This is a genomic window from Pseudomonas sp. FP198 (assembly GCF_030687895.1).
Classification (GTDB): domain Bacteria; phylum Pseudomonadota; class Gammaproteobacteria; order Pseudomonadales; family Pseudomonadaceae; genus Aquipseudomonas.
On record NZ_CP117452.1, the window covers coordinates 1,782,585 to 1,804,286 of the forward strand.

General features: G+C 55.0%; 22 protein-coding genes. 18 read left to right on the forward strand and 4 right to left on the reverse strand.

The genetic code is table 11. The features are described 5' to 3' along the window. The first annotated feature begins 116 nt into the window (after positions 1–116). From PSH78_RS08335 to PSH78_RS08380, 10 genes are all read left to right on the forward strand, one after another. Positions 117–1,076 carry an NAD-dependent epimerase/dehydratase family protein gene (locus tag PSH78_RS08335; protein WP_305499693.1) on the forward strand — a complete coding sequence of 320 codons (960 nt, stop codon included), beginning with the start codon at positions 117–119 and terminating at the stop codon, positions 1,074–1,076. Between the two features lie 128 nt (positions 1,077–1,204). Continuing rightward, on the forward strand, positions 1,205–1,483 hold the full coding sequence (locus tag PSH78_RS08340) for a hypothetical protein (RefSeq protein WP_305499694.1): 279 nt from the start codon (positions 1,205–1,207) through the stop codon (positions 1,481–1,483). A 146-nt stretch (positions 1,484–1,629) separates the two neighbouring features. Beyond that, positions 1,630–1,923, forward strand: a complete 294-nt coding sequence (gene ihfB, locus PSH78_RS08345) for an integration host factor subunit beta (protein WP_025805547.1) — start codon at positions 1,630–1,632, stop codon at positions 1,921–1,923. 25 nt (positions 1,924–1,948) lie between these two features. Further along, on the forward strand, positions 1,949–2,179 hold the full coding sequence (locus PSH78_RS08350) for a lipopolysaccharide assembly protein LapA domain-containing protein (protein ID WP_305499697.1): 231 nt from the start codon (positions 1,949–1,951) through the stop codon (positions 2,177–2,179). Between the two features lie 214 nt (positions 2,180–2,393). Continuing rightward, on the forward strand, positions 2,394–3,470 hold the full coding sequence (gene rfbB, locus PSH78_RS08355) for a dTDP-glucose 4,6-dehydratase (RefSeq protein ID WP_305499698.1): 1,077 nt from the start codon (positions 2,394–2,396) through the stop codon (positions 3,468–3,470). Beyond that, positions 3,467–4,360 carry a dTDP-4-dehydrorhamnose reductase gene (gene rfbD / locus PSH78_RS08360; RefSeq protein ID WP_305499700.1) on the forward strand — a complete coding sequence of 298 codons (894 nt, stop codon included), beginning with the start codon at positions 3,467–3,469 and terminating at the stop codon, positions 4,358–4,360. Before rfbB ends, rfbD begins: the two co-directional genes overlap by 4 nt. Continuing rightward, a complete protein-coding gene (gene rfbA / locus PSH78_RS08365) occupies positions 4,357–5,247 on the forward strand; it encodes a glucose-1-phosphate thymidylyltransferase RfbA (RefSeq protein ID WP_305499701.1) in 891 nt (296 codons plus the stop codon). The genes rfbD and rfbA overlap by 4 nt, the downstream gene beginning before the upstream one ends. 47 nt (positions 5,248–5,294) lie before the next feature. Next, positions 5,295–6,239, forward strand: coding sequence for a glycosyltransferase (locus PSH78_RS08370; protein WP_305499703.1), 945 nt, complete (start codon positions 5,295–5,297; stop codon positions 6,237–6,239). A gap of 83 nt (positions 6,240–6,322) precedes the next feature. Then, positions 6,323–7,327, forward strand: a complete 1,005-nt coding sequence (locus PSH78_RS08375) for a glycosyltransferase family 4 protein (RefSeq protein ID WP_305499705.1) — start codon at positions 6,323–6,325, stop codon at positions 7,325–7,327. A gap of 130 nt (positions 7,328–7,457) precedes the next feature. Continuing rightward, positions 7,458–8,612, forward strand: coding sequence for an acyltransferase (locus PSH78_RS08380; RefSeq protein WP_305499706.1), 1,155 nt, complete (start codon positions 7,458–7,460; stop codon positions 8,610–8,612). A gap of 62 nt (positions 8,613–8,674) precedes the next feature. On the opposite strand, the gene cysC is transcribed toward PSH78_RS08380, so the two are convergent. Further along, positions 8,675–9,277, reverse strand: coding sequence for an adenylyl-sulfate kinase (cysC, locus tag PSH78_RS08385; RefSeq protein ID WP_305499708.1), 603 nt, complete (start codon positions 9,275–9,277; stop codon positions 8,675–8,677). Between the two features lie 231 nt (positions 9,278–9,508). Between cysC and PSH78_RS08390 the strand changes: the two genes are divergently transcribed. Further along, on the forward strand, positions 9,509–10,237 hold the full coding sequence (locus PSH78_RS08390) for a hypothetical protein (protein WP_305499710.1): 729 nt from the start codon (positions 9,509–9,511) through the stop codon (positions 10,235–10,237). Positions 10,238–10,354: 117 nt separating this feature from the next. On the opposite strand, the gene PSH78_RS08395 is transcribed toward PSH78_RS08390, so the two are convergent. Continuing rightward, positions 10,355–11,350: a glycosyltransferase family 2 protein gene (locus PSH78_RS08395; RefSeq protein ID WP_305499712.1), complete on the reverse strand. Its 996-nt coding sequence runs from the start codon at positions 11,348–11,350 to the stop codon at positions 10,355–10,357. Between the two features lie 270 nt (positions 11,351–11,620). On the opposite strand from PSH78_RS08395, the gene PSH78_RS08400 reads away from it, so the two are divergent. From PSH78_RS08400 to PSH78_RS08415, 4 genes are all read left to right on the forward strand, one after another. Then, complete coding sequence (locus PSH78_RS08400; protein ID WP_305499714.1) at positions 11,621–13,618, forward strand: nucleoside-diphosphate sugar epimerase/dehydratase; 1,998 nt, start codon at positions 11,621–11,623, stop codon at positions 13,616–13,618. Between the two features lie 114 nt (positions 13,619–13,732). Next, entirely contained in the window at positions 13,733–14,068 is a 336-nt protein-coding gene (locus PSH78_RS08405; protein WP_305499715.1) for a helix-hairpin-helix domain-containing protein, read from the forward strand. A 110-nt stretch (positions 14,069–14,178) separates the two neighbouring features. Further along, a complete protein-coding gene (locus tag PSH78_RS08410) occupies positions 14,179–14,832 on the forward strand; it encodes a GntR family transcriptional regulator (RefSeq protein ID WP_305499716.1) in 654 nt (217 codons plus the stop codon). Positions 14,833–14,847: 15 nt separating this feature from the next. Then, positions 14,848–15,699, forward strand: a complete 852-nt coding sequence (locus PSH78_RS08415; RefSeq protein WP_305499718.1) for a DUF1989 domain-containing protein — start codon at positions 14,848–14,850, stop codon at positions 15,697–15,699. Positions 15,700–15,760: 61 nt separating this feature from the next. Here the strand turns inward: PSH78_RS08415 and PSH78_RS08420 are convergent, their stop codons facing one another. Both PSH78_RS08420 and eat read right to left on the reverse strand, forming a co-directional pair. Further along, the gene (locus PSH78_RS08420; RefSeq protein ID WP_003183831.1) at positions 15,761–15,928 is read right to left on the reverse strand and encodes a DUF2897 family protein; all 168 of its coding nucleotides are present in this window, start codon (positions 15,926–15,928) and stop codon (positions 15,761–15,763) included. Positions 15,929–16,046: 118 nt separating this feature from the next. Next, on the reverse strand, positions 16,047–17,411 hold the full coding sequence (gene eat, locus PSH78_RS08425; protein WP_305499719.1) for an ethanolamine permease: 1,365 nt from the start codon (positions 17,409–17,411) through the stop codon (positions 16,047–16,049). A gap of 405 nt (positions 17,412–17,816) precedes the next feature. Between eat and kdpF the strand changes: the two genes are divergently transcribed. Genes kdpF through kdpB form a run of 3 tightly spaced genes read left to right on the forward strand, consistent with a single transcriptional unit; the run spans position 17,817 to position 21,674 of the window. Continuing rightward, on the forward strand, positions 17,817–17,906 hold the full coding sequence (kdpF, locus tag PSH78_RS08430) for a K(+)-transporting ATPase subunit F (protein ID WP_003218754.1): 90 nt from the start codon (positions 17,817–17,819) through the stop codon (positions 17,904–17,906). An 8-nt stretch (positions 17,907–17,914) separates the two neighbouring features. Continuing rightward, entirely contained in the window at positions 17,915–19,609 is a 1,695-nt protein-coding gene (kdpA, locus tag PSH78_RS08435; protein WP_305499720.1) for a potassium-transporting ATPase subunit KdpA, read from the forward strand. A 10-nt stretch (positions 19,610–19,619) separates the two neighbouring features. Beyond that, the gene (kdpB, locus tag PSH78_RS08440) at positions 19,620–21,674 is read left to right on the forward strand and encodes a potassium-transporting ATPase subunit KdpB (protein ID WP_305499722.1); all 2,055 of its coding nucleotides are present in this window, start codon (positions 19,620–19,622) and stop codon (positions 21,672–21,674) included. The last annotated feature ends 28 nt before the right edge of the window (positions 21,675–21,702 follow it).

Here is a 21,702-nt window from a genome sequence, read left to right on the forward strand (position 1 = left end):
GCGCAACCCCTGGAGGTGCACATGAGCAACGCTTATGGTCGAGGAGTGGACTCGCACCGGTTGGAAGCTGACGGTCCGGGGCGGGGCGGCTCATGGGTCCTCGGAGCAGGTTATTGATGACTTCAGAAAAAGTACTAGTTACCGGGGCTACCGGGTTCATTGGCCAAGCCCTTATACGGCAACTCTTGCTACGACAGGAGGCAGAGGTCATCGCCCTGGTTCGCCGGCGGAGCCAAGAGCTTCCAAATGCCGTACAGCAGTTCGTCTGTAGTGGAGGCGATCCGTCTTTCCCTGATGATGTTGCTACCGTGATTCATCTAGCTGGTCGTGCCCATGTGCTAAAGGATTCTTCGGGTTCATCCTTGGATATGTATCGGGTCGATAATGTCGAGTACACGGTGAATCTGGCTCGTAAGGCGCTTGCCTCTGGTGTAAAGCGCTTCGTCTTTATCAGCTCTATCGGTGTAAATGGTTCTGCTACTGGGAGGGTTCCATTCAACGAAGAGTCAGTACCTTCCCCCAAGGCGGACTACGCAATTTCAAAATGGGAGGCCGAGCAGGCGCTGACCGGGTTGCTAAAAGGCTCCGGTATGGAACTTGTCATCATTCGGCCGCCGCTTGTATACGCTGGCCATGCTCCGGGCAACTTTCGTCGTCTGCTGAGATTGGTTGCCACAGGGCTTCCGATGCCATTCGCCTCTATCCATAATTGTCGCAGCATGATTGCATTGGAGAATCTGGTGGACTTCATTTTCCTGTGCTCCCGCCATCCGGCTGCTGCTAACGAAACATTTTTGGTAGCTGATGGGATGGATTTTTCGACCGCGCAGATCATTGAGCGATTGGCGGAAGGTATGGACAAAGGGATTTTGCTTTTTCCTGCGCCAGAGGGCCTGATGCGATGGGGGGCTCGCGCGGTGGGCATGCGTGGGGCGTTTGAACAGCTATGTGCAAGTCTTGTTATCGACTCCAGCAAGGCGCGGGATGTTTTAGGCTGGCGAGCACCTGTGGATGCGGGTATGGCGCTGGTAGATGCCGGGCGGAAGTTCAGGGCGGCGCGTCGTCGGAGCCGTTGATATGTTTCGGTGGCGAAACCATTTCTGGCGAAAGGGTGTCCTTTCTGTAACAAGGTAATCGTTTGATTGCGTTGGCGTTGGCTGGATCGTTGCGGATAAAACCTGATGTCCCGTTTCTAAGGAAATGAATGAAAAAGCTAATGGTCGTATTGGTCGTTCTGATGCTCGTCGGTTGTAGTACACAGGCGAAGACACGAGCAGTGCGTGGGGTCAGCGGCGTACAGGTCGATTGTTCCGGGTTGGGTTCTGGTTGGGACAAATGCCATAAGCGCGCGGCGAAAGAATGCAAAGGTGCAGGATACAAAGTCATCACGCGTTCCGATGACGCCAGGGACGAAGATATCTATCCTTTTGGCATCAACCCAGCCGGCTATCTGACTCGCACGATGTTGGTTATCTGTCGATGAGCGCCGGTCACATTGGATATCTGCACAAAAACGGGGCATCTGCGCAACCTTGAATATATGTCAATACATAGGCTGTTCAAATCCCTCCGGTCATGCTAAAACCTGTTAAGCGATTTTCCTAGCTGCTTGAAAAAGAAGGGAAAAACATGACGAAGTCGGAGTTGATCGAACGGATTGTCACCCATCAAGGGCTACTCTCATCCAAGGATGTGGAGCTGGCCATCAAGACCATGCTTGAGCAAATGTCCCAATGCCTGGCTACAGGCGATCGAATCGAGATTCGAGGTTTTGGCAGCTTTTCTCTTCATTATCGGGCGCCACGTGTAGGCCGTAATCCCAAAACCGGTCAGTCCGTTAGCCTGGATGGAAAATTTGTTCCGCATTTCAAGCCGGGCAAGGAGCTTCGGGATCGTGTGAACGAAGAGGAGGAGGGCGTTTGACTGCGCCTGAACGAGGAGCAGGAAAGTGACTAAACTAAAACGTATTCTTTTTGCGGTGTTCGTGCTGCTGACAATTCTCATTGTTCTCGCATTTGTCTTGGAAAACCAAGAGCAGGTTTCCTTGTCATTTCTGGGCTGGGCTGGGCCTCAATTGCCGGTATCTGTCATCAGTGTCGTTGCGTTGTTGCTTGGCATGCTGCTCGGTCCGTTACTCGGATGGTTAGTGGGCCGCATCAAGCGTAAGCGTCTGGTCTGAAGGTTGGTCATGCATTTCGGCGAGACCCAGTGAACGCCGGACAGTCTATATCCGTTAGTAAATAGTCCATTAATCTGTAAAATGTTCCGCTTGATCGGACATGGCGTCTACGTGTCCAGTCAGCGTAACAAAGCCCCACAGAAAATGGCTTTGTGTTCATGGATTAGACAGCGCTCGGTTGGCAGCCTGTTGACAGCTCAAGGGTATGGTTCGCGTGAAAATCTTAGTCACTGGCGGCGCCGGGTTTATCGGCTCTGCCGTCATTCGTCATATCATCTCCAATACCACAGATACGGTCGTGAATGTCGACAAACTCACGTACGCCGGCAATTTGGAATCCTTGGCCGAAGTCAGCCAGAGTCCCCGTTATGCTTTCGAGCGCGTAGACATCTGCGACCGCGCTGAAATGGATCGCGTCCTGCATGATCACCAGCCTGACGCGATCATGCATCTGGCTGCGGAGTCCCATGTGGACCGTTCGATCTCCGGACCGTCCGAGTTCATTCAGACGAACATCATCGGCACTTACACCTTGCTTGAAGCCGCCCGCCATTATTGGGCTGCGCTGGATGAAGCACGAAAAGCCAATTTCCGTTTCCATCACATTTCTACGGATGAAGTCTATGGTGACCTCGAGGGTCCGGAAGACTTGTTCACCGAAACAACCCCCTATCAGCCAAGCTCGCCTTATTCGGCCAGCAAGGCCAGTTCTGATCACTTGGTCCGCGCCTGGAGCCGTACTTACGGCTTGCCGACGCTGGTGACCAATTGCTCGAACAACTACGGCCCCTGCCATTTCCCCGAAAAACTTATTCCGCTGATCATTCTCAATGCGTTGGAAGGCAAGCCTCTGCCGGTGTACGGCAAAGGCAACCAGATACGTGACTGGCTCTATGTGGAAGATCATGCCCGGGCGCTATACAAGGTGGTAACGGAAGGTGTGATTGGCGAGACTTACAACATCGGCGGTCACAACGAAAAGCAGAATATTGAAGTTGTGCATGCATTGTGTGCGCTGCTGGATGAATTGCGCCCCGAGTCTGTTCATCGTCCCCATGCCCAGCTGATCACCTATGTTCAGGACCGCCCAGGCCACGACCAGCGTTACGCCATCGATGCCAGCAAGATCCAACGAGAATTGGGCTGGGTGCCAGAGGAGACATTTGAAAGCGGTATCCGTAAAACCGTCGAGTGGTACCTGAAAAACAATGAATGGGTGATGCACGTGAAGAGTGGTAGCTACCAGCAGTGGATTGATCAGAACTATAGCGATCGATCAGGTAAGGCATGAAAATTCTTCTTCTCGGAAAAAACGGGCAGGTAGGATGGGAGCTACAGCGTTCGCTTGCTCCGCTTGGTGATCTCATCTCCCTGGATCGTCATTCCTCCGATGGCCTGAGTGGCGATCTGTCCAACCTTGATATGCTGCGTGCGACGATTCGTCAGGTTAAGCCTGACATAATTGTCAATGCGGCGGCTTACACTGCTGTTGATAAAGCCGAGTCCGAAACCGAGCTGGCTCAACTGGTCAACGGCTCTGCCACTCGAGTCATGGCTGAGGAGGCGGCGTCCCGAGGCGCATGGCTGATTCATTATTCAACTGACTACGTCTTCAACGGCCAGGGGACCAAGGCCTGGCAAGAGACCGATGCAGTAGCTCCGGTGAATCACTACGGCGCAAGCAAATCCGTCGGTGAGCAGGCAATTATCGCTTCAGGTTGCAAATACCTACTGTTTCGCACCAGTTGGGTATACGGTGCCCGGGGTAATAATTTTGCAAAAACGATGCTGCGCCTGGGCAAGGAACGTGAGACTTTGAATGTTATCGCTGATCAGGTTGGAGCACCTACTGGCGCGGACCTGATCGCCGACGTGACTGCCTTGGCGATTCAGAAAGCCATGGTATGTCCTGAGTTAAGCGGTGTTTATCACTTGGCTGCCAGCGGCGAGGTGTCTTGGCATGGCTATGCCAGCTATGTCATTGACTTCGCTCGCAGCCAGGGAGAGTCATTGATGGTGACTACTGTGAACCCGATCGAAACCAGTGATTACCCTACCCCCGCGCGTCGGCCGCTAAACTCTCGTCTGAATACTCAAAAACTGCGCGATAATTTTTCACTACGCCTGCCGGATTGGCAAAGTGGCGTAACCCGAATGCTTAGGGAAGTTCTAAATAAATGACCGGAACAAATCGTAAAGGTATTATTCTCGCTGGCGGTTCGGGCACGCGGCTGCATCCGTTGACGTTGGGCGTATCGAAACAGATGCTTCCCATCTACGACAAACCGATGATTTTCTATCCGTTGTCAGTGCTGATGCTTGCCGGCATGCGTGAAGTTCTGATTATTTCCACCCCTGAAGACTTGCCGTGCTTTCGCAAGCTGCTAGGTGACGGCACTCATTATGGAATCAAACTGAGCTATGCCGAGCAACCCAGTCCGGATGGCTTGGCGCAAGCCTTCATTATTGGCGAAGAGTTTATTGGTTCTGATCCATGTTGCTTGATTCTGGGCGACAATATTTTTTATGGTCAGCATTTCTCTGACAACTTACGCTCCGCCAGCACACAACTACACGGCGCCACCGTTTTTGGTTATCACGTTTCGGACCCTGAGCGTTTCGGGGTGGTTGAGTTTGACGCCGATGGTCGGGCCTTGAGTATTGAAGAGAAACCTCTCGAACCCAAATCCAGCTATGCGGTGACAGGATTGTATTTTTATGACAATCAGGTCGTCAAAATCGCGAAGAGCATCAAGCCCTCTGCGCGTGGCGAATTAGAGATTACTGATGTCAATCGGGTCTACCTCGAGCAACAGTCTCTCAATGTTGAAATGCTTGGTCGTGGCTTTGCCTGGCTGGACACGGGTACTCATGATTCGTTACTGGAGGCGAGTCATTTCGTGCACACCATCGAGCAACGTCAAGGGCTGAAGGTGGCGTGCCTGGAAGAAATTGCCTATAACAACGGCTGGATTACTGCCGAACAGCTAGGTGCCCAAGCGGATGCGTTGAAGAAGACTGGTTATGGTCAGTATTTGCAAAAGCTGCTGAACTCACCTTCCCACTGACCGAAGCTAAGTCGTTAAACCTGGTTTGACGATATAAGCAGGAAATAATGCCAGTGAAATATCCCAGGGTTGCGGTTTTGCTGGCTGCCTGCAATGGCATACAGTGGATCGAAGAGCAGCTGCTTTCGATCCTTTGCCAGTCGGCGAGTGACGTGACTGTCTTTATTAGTATCGATCCATCCACTGACGGTACCAGCGAATGGTGCACTCGTTATGCTGCCACGAATAAACGTGTGGAAATATTACCTCCCAGTGACACCTTGGGTGGAGCGGCACGTAATTTTTTCAGGCTACTTCGTGATGTAAGTTTTGAAGATTATGACTATGTAGCCTTCGCCGACCAAGATGATATATGGCATGAGGACAAGCTCGAGCGTGCGACCCACGCCATTCAGATACATGGTGTGGACGTCTATTCCAGTAATGTCACTGCTTTTTGGCCGGATGGAAAAACCCGGTTGCTTGACAAAGCTCAAGCTCAGGTCCGGTGGGACTATCTATTCGAGGCGGCGGGCCCAGGTTGTACTTATGTAATGAGTCAACAAGTGGCATCGGCTATAAAGAAATCCATTCTGGCCAACTGGGCTGATCTGCAGAGCGTCAGTTTGCATGATTGGTATTGCTACGCTTTTGCGCGTAGCCGCAACTTCAAATGGTTCATTGATCCAAAGCCATCCCTGCAATACCGCCAACATGAGCGTAATCAGTTCGGGGCCAACGTCGGATTGAGATCGCTGATTTTACGTTATCAGACAATTCACGATGGCTGGTGGTTCTCCCAGATCCGGCTGATCGCCCGTCTGGTGGGGGAAACTACCGATCCTTTTGTCCAGAGTTGGCTAAGCATGGAGCGCGTGCAATTATTAAAATTGTCTTTTAGTGCCTGGCGCTGTCGGCGACGGGTTCGGGACAAATGTCTGTTTTTTCTGATCTGCTGGGCAGCGGCATTGTTTGGTGTCAAGGGCGTGCGGCCAGATCCAGGCTCTGACTAACGGGCGGAGAGTTAAGGTACTGACGTGCTGAGCTGATAGACGTTGAGGTGGCCGGTCGGCCATCACCGGAATCGAGAACTACGATGATTTATGGGTTTTTATTAATAATGGTATTTACTGCCACCTGGGCAGGTACTTGGCTTTTGCGAAAATATGCGTTGTCGCGAAGTCTGATGGATATTCCGAATGAGCGTAGCGCTCATTCGGTTCCGGTGCCCCGTGGTGGTGGTGTCTCGATCGTTTTGGCCTTGATGCTGGTTCTTCCGGTTCTGACATTATTAGGTTCATTACCAGGCCCGGAATTAATTGCGATGCTGGGAGCCGGTATGGTAGTCGCGGTAATCGGTTTTGTTGACGATCATGGGCATATTCCGGCCCGGTGGCGTTTGCTGGGGCATTTCATGGCAGCCGCTTGGGTTCTGTTCTGGTTTGACGGGGTTCCGCCTATTGAGCTGTTTGGTGTTTTGTTTGAGCCGGGATGGATTGCCGGCGTATTTGGAACAGTTGCTCTGGTCTGGATGCTCAATCTTTACAACTTTATGGACGGTATTGACGGCTTGGCCTGTGCTGAAGCGATCAGCGTATGCCTGGGCGGAAGCTTGCTTTACTGGATGGGCGACGCTCACGAGCTGATCTGGGCTCCGCTGATGCTGTCGGTAGCTGTCGCCGGCTTCCTGTGTTGGAACTATCCGCCTGCACGTATTTTCATGGGGGATGCAGGCAGCGGTTTTCTCGGAATCATTATTGGCGCGATGGTGCTGCAAGCTGCCTGGAGCAAACCAGAGTTGCTTTGGAGTTGGTTGATTCTCCTAGGGGTTTTTATTGTTGATGCTACATGGACGCTTGTTCGACGGCTGATTGGAGGGTGTAAAATTTATGAGGCCCATAGTAGCCATGGTTACCAAAAGGCGGCTCGGCGTTGGGGGCATAAAAAGGTAACTGGCACGGTTGTCTATGTAAACGTACTTTTTCTGTTGCCTGTTTCGATCCTGGTTCAGCTCGGTTACTTGAGTGCTGTCGCGGGAGTCTTCTGGGCATACCTTCCGCTTGTTTTTATTGCTTACCTATTGAAGGCGGGCCAGGTCTAGCCTCGTAGTTCTTACGCGGTGGCTGAACAAGGTAAGCGGGGTTTCAGATGTTAGCCTGGCTACATTAAACATAGTATAAGCTTCGATAGAGGCCGTGGAGACTATAAGGTTTGTTGAGGCAAGGCAGAATATGAACCAAGAATATGCGGGACAGCGACAGATCAGCGGTATGGATGGGATGCGTGCACTGGGCGTGCTGATGGTGTTGATCTCTCATCTTTGGCCTCGTCCCGATTCAATACTTGATTATTTTCATTTCGGACGCGTAGGTGTAATTCTTTTTTTTGTCATTAGCGGGTTTTTGGTGACAAGGTCCCTTCTGGAACTGCAGCGTCACGTCGGTGATGGTTCACTTGGCAGGTATTCAGCCTTTACCACCTTCTATTACCGAAGGGCTTTAAGGATTTTCCCCCTATATTATCTGGCACTGGCGTATCTTTATTGGGTGGCGAAAGATCCATATGTCACGGCCAATCCGTCTTGGCTATTATTTTATGTCTCGAATTATTCATTTTTTGCTGATGTGTCGTTTGGAAATGCCGACCATTTTTGGACGTTAGCGGTTGAAGAGCAATTTTATTTTATTATTCCGTTTTTTTTGATTCTTTTGGCGCCGCGACGTTCCTTTCTATGGATTGTCATGTTTTTTATAGGCGGCATTATTTTGAAAACGCTGTTTGCCTATTCATTTTCTGCTCGGGGTGGTTTTTATGTATGGAACTACGCGACACATCCATTGTGGGGCTGTGTAGAGGGGCTCTGTCTGGGGGCGTTACTAGCATATAAACGCTCCACTGTGACCTGGGTGGGCAGCGGGTCAGCGGTGCTGGCAGGCTTCCTGTGCTTGACAGCAGCATCCGTTTATTTTTACTTTTTTCGTGCAGGAATAAATCAGGATGTGCTTTATACCTCCTTGGCGCACTTATGTTTTGCACTGTTTGCTGTGACCTTGATTGCCTACGTCTCACAAAACCAGCGGGGTGGCTTGGTGCGGCTGCTGGAGTTGAGCGTTTTTAAATGGATCGGGCGTATCAGTTATGGTGTGTACGTTATACATTATATTGCCAGGCCCGGTGGGGTTGAGTGGGTGGCTCGAAATAAGGAGCATTTTCCTGAGGTGCTGCAGCCTTATTTGGTTTTTATTGTGGTGAGTTTGTTTTCCTTGGGTTTGGCTAGTCTTTCGTTTGTGTGTCTGGAGAAGCCTTTGCTTTCGTTGAAGAAACTATATCCGAAACGTCCGGATGGGAGAGCACGGCTCGAGGTGGCAGACTCGAAGCGTAACTAGCCTGTAAATAACGAAAGCACAGCTGTTCGCCAGGATATCAATAAGCGGACCTTTCTGGCGTGTCAGGCCGTGTTGGTTTTTATCCGGGCGTCAATATATTCAAGTATGCGGTCCACGGAGTCGGTCAAATGCTCCGAGGTTGTATCTATTTTAATATGAGGATTCTCAGGTGCTTCATAGGCAGAATCAATTCCTGTGAAATTCTTGATAAGCCCCTGCCTCGCTTTGCCGTACAATCCTTTAGGATCTCGACGCTCGCATTCGGCGAGAGGGGTATCGATGAAAACCTCAATAAAATAATCTTCCCCGATGACCGATCTGGCCAGGTCGCGGTCGCTACGGAAAGGTGAAATGAAGGCGGTAATAACGATGAGGCCAGCATCAATAAACAACTTGGCCACTTCAGAGATACGTCGGATGTTTTCTTTCCTGTCGGCGTCGCTGAATCCAAGGTCTTGACACAGTCCCAGACGAATGTTGTCGCCGTCCAATAAGTAGGTATGTCGCTTGCTATCGGCCAAGGCAAGTTCCAAGGCGTTGGCCAGAGTTGATTTGCCCGAGCCGCTCAGGCCGGTAAACCAGATCACAAGCGGGCGCTGATGTTTCAACTGTCCGCGCTGGTCGCTACCTACCAATGTCGCTTGTGCGACTAGATTTTTTGTCATGAATCTACCCTTCCAGTGTCCGTGAGCTATTTGAGCGCGTAAGGTGGCGGATACGCTTGGGCTTTCCGCGACAGCTATCGCTAATGACCATTACCAGGCTTTATGGCAAGATGCCCGCCATCATGCATTCCTTACAGATTGTAAGGTGTGCGTTCCTGGCAGGCTTTCACTGCATGGCAGGCGCTATTGGCCGAACGAGAGGCTATTGTACCCCATGTTTCGAGGACGGATATGACTAACGAAGCTATCGAATTCCAAGGCTTGAAATACCCCATGGCTGCGCTTCAGGTGCTCTTGGCACAGAGCGCTTCCGCTGAGGTTCGCCGGAAATACGAACGGGAAGGGGAAGATATTTTCGAGATTCTAAAAGGCAACGAAGAGTTTCAAACAGCGTTTCTTGATTCTGTCGTCACAGCCAGCAAGGCGTACGTCAAAAACGTCCTGCCGTACCTTCCTGAAAAATGCACAAATATTTTGGATATTGGATGTGGCATTGGGTTGGTTCCGTTATTGATTCACAATTATCTACAGGGTGAGAAGCCGAAGCTTTATCTGTTCGACCAGTCAGTTGACATGAAAAGCCTGACGCCTGCGGACATTGCGCCTACTGGATTTAATGAAACGTATAAATTTACAGCGTCGCTGGAAATAACCAAGCAGTTTCTGCTTTTGAACGGGGTTGAAGAGAAAAATATCGCCTTGTGTGAAGTCGGTGCCTGGAGTCTTGAGGGGGCCGGGCCTTTTGATTGCGTGATTTCGCGTAAGTCGTGGGGCTTTCATTATCCGATTGATGAGTATCTGGGTGCAGTCTCTAAAGAACTAAGTTCAACAGGTATCGTCATAACGGACGTTCGTCGCGGTCAGCAAGGTATTGAAAAAATGCAGGCGGTTTTATCTGATGTGGCAGTCATCAGCGAGGAGAAGAAAAGCGATTTGGTCCGGGGCCATAAATTAATCTGAAGATCGGCAGGGTCGGGCAGGTTTTGCTGTGATTGCTGCTTCAGGCCCTGCTTGTTTATTGTGTGTCCTTTCTGTCGACCTTGGAAAGGGGCGGCCGGTCGTGATCCGTTTGATGGTTCAGATTTTGCCCAGGAGAACGGCCAGGAATAGCCCGATGTTACTTCCCAGGGTCTGGCGATAGACACCCGCTCTCTTGAAGAGGTAGAGCCTCTTGAACAGAGACCCTTGGCGTCCTTGTTTGAAATCGTTGAATACCTGCCGGTGTGCAGGTGTCAGCTCTCGCTCGAGCAGGTCAAGGATTTCGATATGGGAGTCGCTCCATTGTTTAAAACGGCCGTCGATCAACTTGGTAGCTCGTGTCAGCTGCTCTTTAAGGCCAGTGTTGACGCCAATGACATTGGCCTCGTGTTGGCGATAATCCAGGGTGGGTTCAGAGTCGTAGATAACGGTTCCGCCACAGCCGGTTGTCAAGAGATAGGCCAGCCAGTCGTGTGCCACAACGTGCGTGTGATGCGGGACTTTACTTAGAACAGTTCTGGCAGCGTTATTCAGTAGCATGGTATTGGCGCCGGCGAGGCTTTGGATCAGCGCGTTCTGGAAGGATGGACTTTTTTTGAAATTAAATGAGAGCCCCAATACTTTCTGATGCGCATCAACCAGGCGAGTACGAGAGCAGTACAGAGCGGGAAGATGCGCGGGGAGCGATTTGAGCTGAGCGACACTTTTTTCCAGCTTATTGTGAAACCAGATATCGTCTTGGTCGCAAAAGGAAAAAAAATCCGCGCTGATTTCGGTGTTTCTAATGAGCGACATGAAGTTTTCAGCAAATCCTTTGCGGGGGCCGCTGAATATCTGAATGCGCTGGGTGTCGAGCAGCGCCTGGTAGTGCTTCAGGAGTTCAAGAGTTCCATCAGTCGAACCATCGTCTGAAATATATATCGTCCAGTTTTCATAGGTCTGAGCAATGATCGAGTCAATTTGATCTTTGAGAAATAGACGACCATTATACGTGCATAAAAAAATAGCTATTTCAAATGTGGAGGGCGGCGTTTCAGCGTTCTTGACGAGTGGCTCAGTGCCTGCATTGCCAGCGCGGAGTGTTTGCGGATCCATGCGTCCTCGCATCTTGGGGTTAGGAATAGGCTTGGCAAAACGGTTAGCCTTGCTCGACCAAACTGTAGGGCAGGCTGATAGGGTAAAAACGCCTTGAAGCGTGTATTTTATCGGTTTGGAAGGTTTGGTCTCTACCCATTAGCGTCAAAATGCCTGCTCATCGTTGGTGTGCGGTATTTTGCCACTAAACGGCCACTACCTGTTCTAAAGCGCGATGACTGTTGGTGCATTCCGGTAGGTTTCGGGAATGACTGAAAAAAGGAAAAGCGGATGATGGATAGACTACGATTATACCTGCTGGGTATGCCTCGTCAGAAGAAACGTCTGATTCAGGTAATTGCAGACGTGGTTCTGGTTTGGCTCTCGCTGTGGGGAGCATTCGTGGTTCGCTTGGGGATTGAGGACATAACCGATCCGCTCAAGACGCACGTCTGGTTGTTCGTCAGCGCGCCCGTGATCGCGATCCCGTTGTTCATCCGCTTTGGCATGTACCGAGCAGTGATGCGCTATTTCGGCAACGATGCGCTGATTGCAATTATCAAGGCGGTAAGTCTTTCCGCGCTTATTCTGGCGGTGGTTGTATTTTGGTACAGCAATCACAACTCGGTGGTTCCGCGCTCCATTATCTTCAATTACTGGTGGTTGAGCCTGGTGATTATTGGCGGGCTACGTTTGTGCATGCGGCAGTATTTCATGGGGGACTGGTTCACCGCCGCTCAGCACGTACCGTTCACCAATCGTGATCAAGGGCTGACCAAGGTCGCCATCTATGGTGCGGGGGTGGCCGGTAATCAGCTCGTAGCTGCGCTACGTATGGGGCGTATTATGCGTCCTGTGGCCTTTATCGACGACGATCCAAGCATCTGCGATCGTTCCATTTCCGGTCTCCAGGTCTATAAACCCAGACATATCCAGCAGATGATTGATACGACGGGTGCTCAGGAAATTCTTCTTGCTTTGCCATCCTCGACCCGTGCACGTCGCCGAGAAATTCTCTCACTGCTTGAGCGGTTTCCATTGCACGTCCGCAGCATACCCAATTTTGCCGATCTGGCCAGTGGCCGGGTAAAAGTGGACGATATCCAGGAAGTCGACATCGCCGACCTGCTCGGTCGGGATGCCGTACCGGCTCGCCCTGACTTGCTCAAGCGTTGCGTCAAGGGTAAGACAGTGATGGTGACGGGGGCTGGCGGCTCAATCGGTTCGGAGCTGTGCCGGCAGATATTTTCCTTGGGTCCGACCACGCTTCTACTGTTCGATCACAGTGAGTTCAATCTCTACAGCATTCTGTCCGAGCTGCAGCAGCGTACTGATCGCGAGTCTACTTCGATCAAGTTGTTACCGATCCTGGGTTCTATCCGTCATCCGGAAAAATTGCTGGATGTGATGAAAACCTGGAAGGTGGACACCGTTTACCACGCGGCGGCGTATAAGCATGTGCCGATGGTAGAGCACAACATTGCCGAGGGCGTGTTGAACAACGTTATAGGTACGTTGAGCACGGCGCAGGCTGCACTGCAGTCGGGGGTTTCCAATTTTGTTCTGATTTCCACCGACAAGGCGGTGCGGCCGACGAATGTCATGGGTAGCACCAAGCGTTTGGCTGAGTTGACGCTTCAGGCCTTGAGTCGGGAGGTTGCGCCTGTGTTGTTTGGCGACAGGGCTAATGTATCGCGGGTAAACAAGACCCGTTTCACGATGGTTCGCTTTGGCAATGTATTGGGTTCCTCGGGTTCGGTGATTCCTTTATTCCACAGCCAGATCAAGCGTGGGGGGCCGCTGACGGTCACCCACCCGAAAATCACCCGCTATTTCATGACGATCCCCGAAGCTGCGCAGTTAGTGATCCAGGCGGGGTCCATGGGGCAGGGTGGGGATGTCTTCGTGTTGGATATGGGCGAACCGGTAAAGATTGTCGAGCTTGCAGAGAAGATGATTCATCTTTCCGGCTTGAGCATCCGTTCGGAGCGCAATCCCCAGGGTGACATTTCCATCGAGTTCACCGGCCTGCGGCCTGGTGAGAAGCTGTACGAGGAGCTGCTGATCGGCGACAACGTTGCGGCTACCGAGCATCCGATGATCATGACCGCCAACGAGGATCATCTGCCTTGGGACGTACTCAAGCTCAAGTTGGGCGAATTGCTCGTCGCGGTCGAGGGCGATGATTACACTCGAGTGCGACAGCTGCTACGCGAGACTGTCCACGGCTATACACCCGACGGCGAGATCGTCGACTGGGTGTACCAGCAACGCCGTCTCGAACCCTGATTGTTACACACCTCGAAACGTACACATTTTTGACAGCCATTCATCATCGCCTAAGTTTGAGAAGCAGCTTCGGAAAAGCTGCTTTTCTCTTAACGATGTCATGGAGCGTCACTTATGCGTACAAGCTACCTCTACTCGGTGATCTTTGCCTTGCTTACCAGCGCCTCGATCGGCGCTATCGCGGCCCCAGCGGCCAAGCCTGTGTCAATGGCTGCGCCACAAGCAGTGGAGCAACCGGTCACCACGCAAAGCGCCAAGGTCGATATCAACGGGGCAGATGCGGCGACATTGCAACGCGAGCTGTCCGGCATAGGCAAGGGTAAGGCTGAGGCGATTGTTGCATATAGGGATAGTAATGGACCTTTCTCTTCAGTAGAGGAGCTGTTGGAGGTCAAAGGGATCGGAAAGGCGATCCTCGACAGGAACCGCGACAAACTGGAAGTGAATTGAGGTAACGAAGGAGGCCGGTCGAATCGACTGGCCTTTTTATATCTGGTCGATCTGGCACGATAAATGGTTGGTTGTTGGCAAACGATTGTTCAACAATCCCAGGCTTACCCATGACTAACTCTCTCTCCCTGGCCGACCAGATCACCCTCGAACTGCGAGCCGATATTATCGGCGGTCGCCTGGTTCCAGGCATGGCGCTGATAGAAAACAACCTGGCATCCGCCTATAACGCATCACGCAATACCATCCGCGAAGCCTTGCATCGTCTCGGCCAGGAAGGGTTGACCCGTTACGTGCGTAACAAAGGGGTGATGGTCCGTAGGTTGGATGTCACTGACGTGCGGGATCTGTTCAACGTCCGTCGTACCTTGGAGCTACAGGCCATCATGGCCAGCAAGCCCTTGAGCGACTATCAGTCCGACCGGATGCTCGAAACCCTTGAAGCGGCTGAGCTGGCTCGTGAGCGCGAGGACTGGCGCGCCGTCGGGACCCACGGCCTGGCGTTCCACCAGCACATCGTTGGGCTGATGCGCAGTCCTTTGCTCGATGAATTTTTCACCAACGTGGTCGCCCAGCTGCGCCTGGTGTTTTGTTCCGCTCCCGATGAGGCGCGTTTCCAGGCGCCTTGGCTCGCCCGAGATCGACAAATCCATGACTGGTTGACTGAAGGCAGCAAGCTCGCAGCCCTGGAGGGGATGAACCTTTATCTCGACGATTCCGAACAGTTGCTTCTGCACTTGTTGGTTTGCGCCACACCTCAATGAACAAAGGACCTCGCCATGTACAAAGACTACCCAGCTGCTTACCAGGTCAGCAAAGGCTCAGCCTTGCGAGTAGACAAACCGTTCTACGAGCGCATCCGCGCCGAACAGGGCAAGCGCACGCTCATCGAGCAGTTCGAGGTGCCGATCCGCACCGGTCGCGCTTGGCATGTGCCGGCGGGGCATGTGTTTCGCGTCACCACACCGGTGGGGCCGCAGGTGGGAGACTTCAACGTCTGGAATGCCCATGATCCGCGAGAGCGCCTGTGGGCTGCGCGTACTCGGCAACTCCAGGGTGCGCATGTCAGCACCCACGATCGGTTGTGGTCGAACTTGCCGTTTCTACGTCCACTGGTGACGATTACTGATGACAGCCTGGCGGGCTACGGCATCGACGAGCATGGCGGGCGTCTTCATGATCTGTTGGGGACGCGTTGTGATCCTTACGTGAACAAGATGCTGACCGGTGAGGATTTCCATCATCATTGCCACTCGAATCTGACCCGGGCGGTATTGCCTCATGGTTTGACCGAGTTCGATGTGCACGATGTGTTGAATATCTTCCAATGCACCGGGCTGAATCATGACGACATGTATTTCATGAAGGCGTGTCCGGCACAGAAGGGTGATTACCTGGAGTTTTTCGCTGAAATTGATTTGTTGTGTGCGCTGTCGACGTGCCCTGGTGGTGACCTGTCGTTAGCGATGTGGGGGCCGGATGCCCAGGATCCCTTAAGCGTCTGTCGTCCGTTGGGGGTGGAGATTTACCGGTTGGAAGATTCGTTGCTGCAGGGCTGGAGTCAACCGGAGCGGGCGGCTTACAAGGGGCTGCATGGGTTGCATATTGCAAAGGCCGACTGGGAGAAGTGACCATGTTTGCTGGCTTTTTGTGGCGAGAGAGCAAGCTTCCTCGCCACGAAAGCGGTGTGAATCAGCGATCCTTGGCCTCTTTCGCATCCATTTCCGCATTGCGCTCGGCAACACGCTTGCGTTGCTCATCCGTCAGTTCCACTTTGTTGGCGGTGTCACGCAGCATCATCAGGCCGCCAACGATCGAGCCGATGGCGACTATCAGGATTAACCAGGCATACCAGGGCATAGGGTTCTCCTTGTGTGGGCAATAGCCAGGCGAGTATTCGCTGGCCACTGCCCCTACCACTTATGAGCGATGACTGTTCGCAGTGGTTCCATGCTACGCCGATTATGCCGGGCCCACCTTATAGCCCGGTCAACATCGCATCGGCCGGCGCATCTGCGCGCAGTTGGGCGGTCATCACGAAATACACGAAACCCACCGCCATGAACCCCAGGAAGATCAGCCCGATCAGCGTATTGAACCAGGCCATCGCCACCAGGCACACCACCGCCAGTGCCAGGGCGATCCCCGGTACGATCGGATAGCCGGGGGCGCGGAACGTACGCTCGAGATTCGGTTCGGTTTTGCGCAGTTTGAACAGGCTGAGCATGCTCATGATGTACATGACGATGGCGCCGAACACGGCCATGGTAATCATGGCCGCGGTCAAGGTCATGCCGCCGAGGTTGATCAGGCCGTCGCTGTAGATCGCCGCGATGCCGATCAGGCCGCCGGCGATGATGGCCCGGTGCGGGGTCTGGAAGCGTGACAGTTTGGCGAGGGACGCGGGAAGGTAGCCGGCGCGGGCCAGGGCGAAGAACTGTCGTGAATAGCCGAGGATGATCCCGTGGAAACTGGCTACCAGGCCGAACAGGCCGATCCACACCAGCATGTGCAACCAGCCGGAGCTTTCACCGACGACGGTTTTCATGGCTTGCGGCAGGGGATCGTTGATGTTTGACAGGGTGCGCCAGTCACCGACGCCACCGGCGAAGAACATCACGCCCATGGCCAGGAACACCAACGTCAGAATGCCGCTGATGTAGGCTTTGGGAATCGTGCGTTTCGGATCCTTGGCTTCTTCAGCGGCCATGGCCGCGCCTTCGATGGCGAGGAAGAACCAGATCGCGAAGGGAATGGCGGCGAACATTCCGGCGATGGCCGGTGCACCGAACACGTCGGAACCGGCCCAGCCGTTCAGGGCAAAGCTGCTGAAACTGAACGCGGGTGCGACCACGCCCATGAAGACCAGCAACTCGGCGACGGCAAGCACGCAGACGATCAGCTCAAAGGTCGCGGCCAGTTTCACCCCGAGAATGTTCAGACCCATGAACACGATGTAGGCGCCGACGGCAGCGTGTTTCGGGTCGAGCGCCGGGAATTGCACGTTCAGGTAGGCGCCGATGGCCAGGGCAATGGCCGGTGGTGCGAAGACAAATTCGATCAGGGTTGCCAGGCCGGCGATCAAGCCGCCTTTTTCGCCAAAGGCTCGACGGCTGTAAGCGAACGGTCCGCCAGCGTGAGGAATGGCGGTGGTCAGCTCGGTGAAACTGAAGATGAAGCAGGTGTACATGGCCGCGACCATGAATGACGTCACCAGAAAGCCCAGCGTTCCGGCGACTCCCCAGCCGTAGCTCCAGCCGAAATACTCACCGGAAATCACCAGGCCAACGGCGATGCCCCATAGATGCAGGGTGCCCAGGGTGGGTTTGAGTTGTGTGTTCATCGGTGGCTCCCCTCGATAAATAGCAAAAGCGCTGGGGGGAGGGCAGTGCAGTGGGCGTGCCAGTATGGTTTCGGCGGTCGTAATGGATGGAATCGTGTCGTATCGGGGATGCTCGCTGCCGGATCGTCCGGGTTTGTGCTCCAGTTCGGAGCGTCGGTGCCTGGGCTGGCCTCATCGCGAGCAAGCTCGCTCCCACAGGGGACTGTGAGTGGAACGGAATTCTTCATTCCCAACCCGAGCAACGTGGGAGCGAGCTTGCTCGCGATGAGGCCCACCCGGGCAACCAAGAAGCCAGTTTTTACACATTCTTTATTCCTCCACCCAACCCTCGATCTCGCGCCTTTACACCCTCCCTGCCGACAATCCCTCCACACACGGCATGACGCCGTACCACGGAGAAATCCCATGAGTGTTCTGGACGGGGTGTCATTGCTGCTGGCAGTGGCGCTGTTCATTTATCTGCTGGTTGCGCTGTTGCGCGCGGATCGGAACTAGGAGCGGTTATGCACGGTTATGACTTCGGGCTGATCCTCGGCTTTTTTGCCCTGGTGCTGATTCCGGCACCGTTCCTGGGACGGTTTTCCTACCGGGTGATGGAGGGCCAGCGTACCTGGCTGTCGCCGATTCTCGGGCCGGTGGAGCGCGGTTGCTACAAGGTGGCCGGCGTTGATCCGACTGCCGAGCAGAGTTGGCAGAAATACACCCTGGCCTTGCTCGCGTTCAATCTGGCGGGGTTTGTTCTGTTGTTTGCGATCCTGTTATTGCAGGGGCATTTGCCACTCAACACTGAAAACCTGCCCGGCATGGAATGGCCCCAGGCCTTCAATACGGCGGTCAGTTTCATGACCAACACCAACTGGCAGTCCTACAGCGGCGAGGCGTCCCTCAGCTACCTGAGCCAGATGGTCGGTCTGACGGTGCAGAACTTCGTCAGCGCCGCCACCGGCCTGGCCGTGCTGGTGGCGCTGTGTCGTGGGATCGGGCGCAAGTCGGCGACGACGCTGGGCAATTTCTGGGTCGACATGACCCGTGCCACCCTCTATGGACTGTTGCCGCTGTGCCTGCTGTTGGCGCTGTTTCTGGTGTGGCAGGGCGTGCCGCAAACCTTCGCGCAGTATGTGCACGGGGTGACGATGCAGGGCGTGGATCAGGTGATCCCTCTCGGGCCGGCCGCCAGCCAGATTGCGATCAAGCAGTTGGGCACCAATGGCGGTGGTTTTTTCGGGGTCAATTCGGCGCACCCGTTCGAGAACCCGACGGCCTGGAGCAATCTGTTTGAAGTCGCATCGATCATCCTGATCCCGGCGGCGCTGGTGTTCACGTTCGGCCATTACGTCAAGGACCTGCGCCAGAGCCGGGCGATCATCGCCTGCATGCTGGCGCTGTTCCTGATCGGCGGCGCGACGTCGCTGTGGGCGGAATTCCAGCCCAACCCGGCCCTTGATAACGCGGCCGTTGAACAGGCTGCGCCGCTGGAAGGCAAGGAATCACGTTTCGGCACCACGGCCACGGTGCTCTGGTCGGTGACTACCACGGCAGCCTCGAACGGCTCGGTCAATGCGATGCACGACAGCCTCAACCCGCTGAGCGGCATGGTCGCGCTGGTGAACATGATGCTGGGCGAAGTGATCTTCGGCGGTGTTGGCGCCGGGCTCTACGGGATGCTGCTCAACGTCTTGATCGCGGTGTTCCTGGCCGGGTTGATGATCGGTCGCACGCCGGAATACCTGGGCAAGAAACTCGGCGCCCGGGAGGTGCAGTTGCTGGTGGTGACGCTGCTGGTGATGCCGGTGAGTGTGCTGGTGCTCGGCGCGATTGCCGCAAGCCTGCCCGGGCCTGCCGCGGCGGTGAGCAATCCTGGCGCTCACGGTTTCAGTCAGTTGCTCTACGCCTACACCTCGGCGGGGGCGAACAACGGTTCGGCGTTTGCCGGGTTCGGCGCCAACACGCCGTTTCACAACCTGATGCTGGGCCTGGGCATGTTGATCGGCCGTTTCGGCTACATCCTGCCCGTGCTGGCGTTGGCCGGCAGCCTGGCGCTGAAGAAAACCGCACCGATCGGCCAGAACAGCTTCCCCACCCACGGCCCGCTGTTCGTGACCCTGCTGACCGTGACCATCCTGCTCGTAGGTGGCCTGACGTTCTTGCCGACCCTGGCCCTGGGGCCGATCGCCGAACACCTGAGCATGGGTTTCTGAGGAACAGATGATGAATATGCCAATGAGCAAAACCGTCGTCGCCAAGGCGCCGGAACAACCGCAAACCCAGCTGTCGGCGCTGTGGCGGCCGGCGCTGGTGCAAGCCTTCGTCAAGCTCGATCCGCGTCAGTTGCACCGCGCCCCGGTAATGCTGGTGGTGGAGCTGACCGCGATCCTCACCACCGTGCTCTGCCTGGTTCCCGACGACGCCGTGCCGACTTTCGTCGCTGCGCAGATCGCCCTGTGGCTGTGGTTCACCGTGTTGTTTGCCAACTTCGCCGAAGCCCTGGCCGAAGGTCGTGGCAAGGCCCGTGCCGACAGCCTCAAGGCCGGCAGCGAAGGCCTGAGTGCTCGTCGCCAGACGGCGGACGGCTTTGAAGTGATTCCCGCCACCCGCTTGCGCAAAGGTGACGTGGTGCGTGTCGCGGCAGGGGAAATGATCCCCGGCGACGGAGAAGTGATCGAGGGCATCGCGGCGGTCAACGAAGCGGCGATCACCGGGGAATCGGCACCGGTCATCCGCGAATCCGGCGGGGATCGCTCGGCGGTCACCGGCAATACGCGGCTGGTCTCTGACTGGTTGTTGGTACGCATCACCAGCAATCCTGGCGAATCCACCCTGGACCGCATGATTGCCCTGGTCGAAGGCGCCAAGCGCCAGAAAACCCCGAACGAAGTGGCGCTGGACATCCTGCTGATCGGTCTGACGCTGATCTTCCTGCTGGTGGTGGTGACGCTGCAGCCGTTCGCCCATTTCGCCAATGGCAGCCTGCCGCTGGTGTTCCTCGTGGCGCTGTTGGTGACCTTGATTCCCACCACCATCGGCGGGCTGCTGTCGGCGATCGGCATCGCCGGGATGGACCGTCTGGTGCGTCTGAACGTCATCGCCAAATCCGGCCGCGCGGTGGAGGCGGCGGGCGATGTCCACGTGCTGATGCTGGACAAGACCGGCACCATCACCTTTGGCAATCGTCGCTGTGCGGCGATCTATGCCGCTCCTGGGGTGAGCGCCAAGGAACTGGCTGAAGGCGCGTTGTTCGCCTCGTTGGCCGATGATACGGCCGAGGGCAAATCCATCGTCGAGTATCTGCGCGGCTTGCATCCCCAGCCCGAGCCGGCTTTGGACGCGCTGACGGCGGTGCCATTCAGCGCGGAAACGCGGTTGTCCGGCGTGGATCATCAGGGTCGCGTTTATCGCAAGGGTGCGGTGGATTCCTTGCTGAGTTTCATCGGCCTGCCACGCAACGAGCTGCCGCCGGTACTGGCGCGGGAAATCGACAAGATCGCCCAGAGCGGCGGCACGCCGTTGCTGGTCTGCGTGGACGGCAGGTTGCTCGGTGCCATTCACCTCAAGGATGTGGTCAAGCCCGGCATCCGCGAGCGCTTTGCCGAGCTGCGCAAGCTGGGCATCCGCACCGTCATGGTCACCGGTGACAACCCGCTGACCGCCGCCGCGATTGCCGCCGAGGCGGGTGTCGATGACGTACTGGCGGAGGCCACGCCGGAGAAGAAGCTGGCGCGCATTCGTCACGAGCAGAACGACGGCCGGCTGGTCGCCATGTGCGGCGACGGCGCCAACGACGCCCCGGCCCTGGCCCAGGCCGATGTCGGCATGGCGATGAACGACGGCACCCAGGCGGCGCGGGAGGCGGCCAACATGGTCGACCTCGACAGCGACCCGACCAAGTTGCTGGACGTGGTCCAGATCGGCAAGGAATTGCTGGTGACCCGTGGGGCCCTGACGACCTTTTCCATCGCCAATGACATCGCCAAGTACTTTGCGATCCTGCCGGCGCTGTTCGCCTCGATTTATCCACAGCTCGGCGTGTTGAACGTCATGCACCTGAACAGCCCACAGAGCGCGATCCTCTCGGCCATCGTCTTCAATGCCCTGATCATCGTCGTGCTGATCCCCTTGGCCTTGCGTGGCGTGCGAGTGCAGGCGGCGAGTGCGGCGGCATTGCTGCGACGCAATCTGCTGATCTACGGCCTGGGCGGGATCGCGGTGCCGTTCGTGGGGATCAAGGCGATTGATCTGTTGCTGACGGGGTTGGGGTTGGTTTGAGCCTGAAGACATCTATCACAGATGTGTT

Bases quoted from the DNA above. Each gene is read 5' to 3' on its own strand.
- PSH78_RS08335 (WP_305499693.1), top strand. From the start codon at position 117: ATGACTTCAGAAAAAGTACTAGTTACCGGGGCTACCGGGTTCATTGGC.
- PSH78_RS08340 (WP_305499694.1), top strand. From the start codon at position 1,205: ATGAAAAAGCTAATGGTCGTATTGGTCGTTCTGATGCTCGTCGGTTGT.
- ihfB (WP_025805547.1), top strand. From the start codon at position 1,630: ATGACGAAGTCGGAGTTGATCGAACGGATTGTCACCCATCAAGGGCTA.
- rfbD (WP_305499700.1), top strand. From the start codon at position 3,467: ATGAAAATTCTTCTTCTCGGAAAAAACGGGCAGGTAGGATGGGAGCTA.
- rfbA (WP_305499701.1), top strand. From the start codon at position 4,357: ATGACCGGAACAAATCGTAAAGGTATTATTCTCGCTGGCGGTTCGGGC.
- PSH78_RS08370 (WP_305499703.1), top strand. From the start codon at position 5,295: ATGCCAGTGAAATATCCCAGGGTTGCGGTTTTGCTGGCTGCCTGCAAT.
- PSH78_RS08375 (WP_305499705.1), top strand. From the start codon at position 6,323: ATGATTTATGGGTTTTTATTAATAATGGTATTTACTGCCACCTGGGCA.
- PSH78_RS08380 (WP_305499706.1), top strand. From the start codon at position 7,458: ATGAACCAAGAATATGCGGGACAGCGACAGATCAGCGGTATGGATGGG.
- cysC (WP_305499708.1), bottom strand. From the start codon at position 9,277: ATGACAAAAAATCTAGTCGCACAAGCGACATTGGTAGGTAGCGACCAG.
- PSH78_RS08390 (WP_305499710.1), top strand. From the start codon at position 9,509: ATGACTAACGAAGCTATCGAATTCCAAGGCTTGAAATACCCCATGGCT.
- PSH78_RS08395 (WP_305499712.1), bottom strand. From the start codon at position 11,350: ATGGATCCGCAAACACTCCGCGCTGGCAATGCAGGCACTGAGCCACTC.
- PSH78_RS08400 (WP_305499714.1), top strand. From the start codon at position 11,621: ATGATGGATAGACTACGATTATACCTGCTGGGTATGCCTCGTCAGAAG.
- PSH78_RS08405 (WP_305499715.1), top strand. From the start codon at position 13,733: ATGCGTACAAGCTACCTCTACTCGGTGATCTTTGCCTTGCTTACCAGC.
- PSH78_RS08410 (WP_305499716.1), top strand. From the start codon at position 14,179: ATGACTAACTCTCTCTCCCTGGCCGACCAGATCACCCTCGAACTGCGA.
- PSH78_RS08415 (WP_305499718.1), top strand. From the start codon at position 14,848: ATGTACAAAGACTACCCAGCTGCTTACCAGGTCAGCAAAGGCTCAGCC.
- PSH78_RS08420 (WP_003183831.1), bottom strand. From the start codon at position 15,928: ATGCCCTGGTATGCCTGGTTAATCCTGATAGTCGCCATCGGCTCGATC.
- eat (WP_305499719.1), bottom strand. From the start codon at position 17,411: ATGAACACACAACTCAAACCCACCCTGGGCACCCTGCATCTATGGGGC.
- kdpF (WP_003218754.1), top strand. From the start codon at position 17,817: ATGAGTGTTCTGGACGGGGTGTCATTGCTGCTGGCAGTGGCGCTGTTC.
- kdpA (WP_305499720.1), top strand. From the start codon at position 17,915: ATGCACGGTTATGACTTCGGGCTGATCCTCGGCTTTTTTGCCCTGGTG.
- kdpB (WP_305499722.1), top strand. From the start codon at position 19,620: ATGAATATGCCAATGAGCAAAACCGTCGTCGCCAAGGCGCCGGAACAA.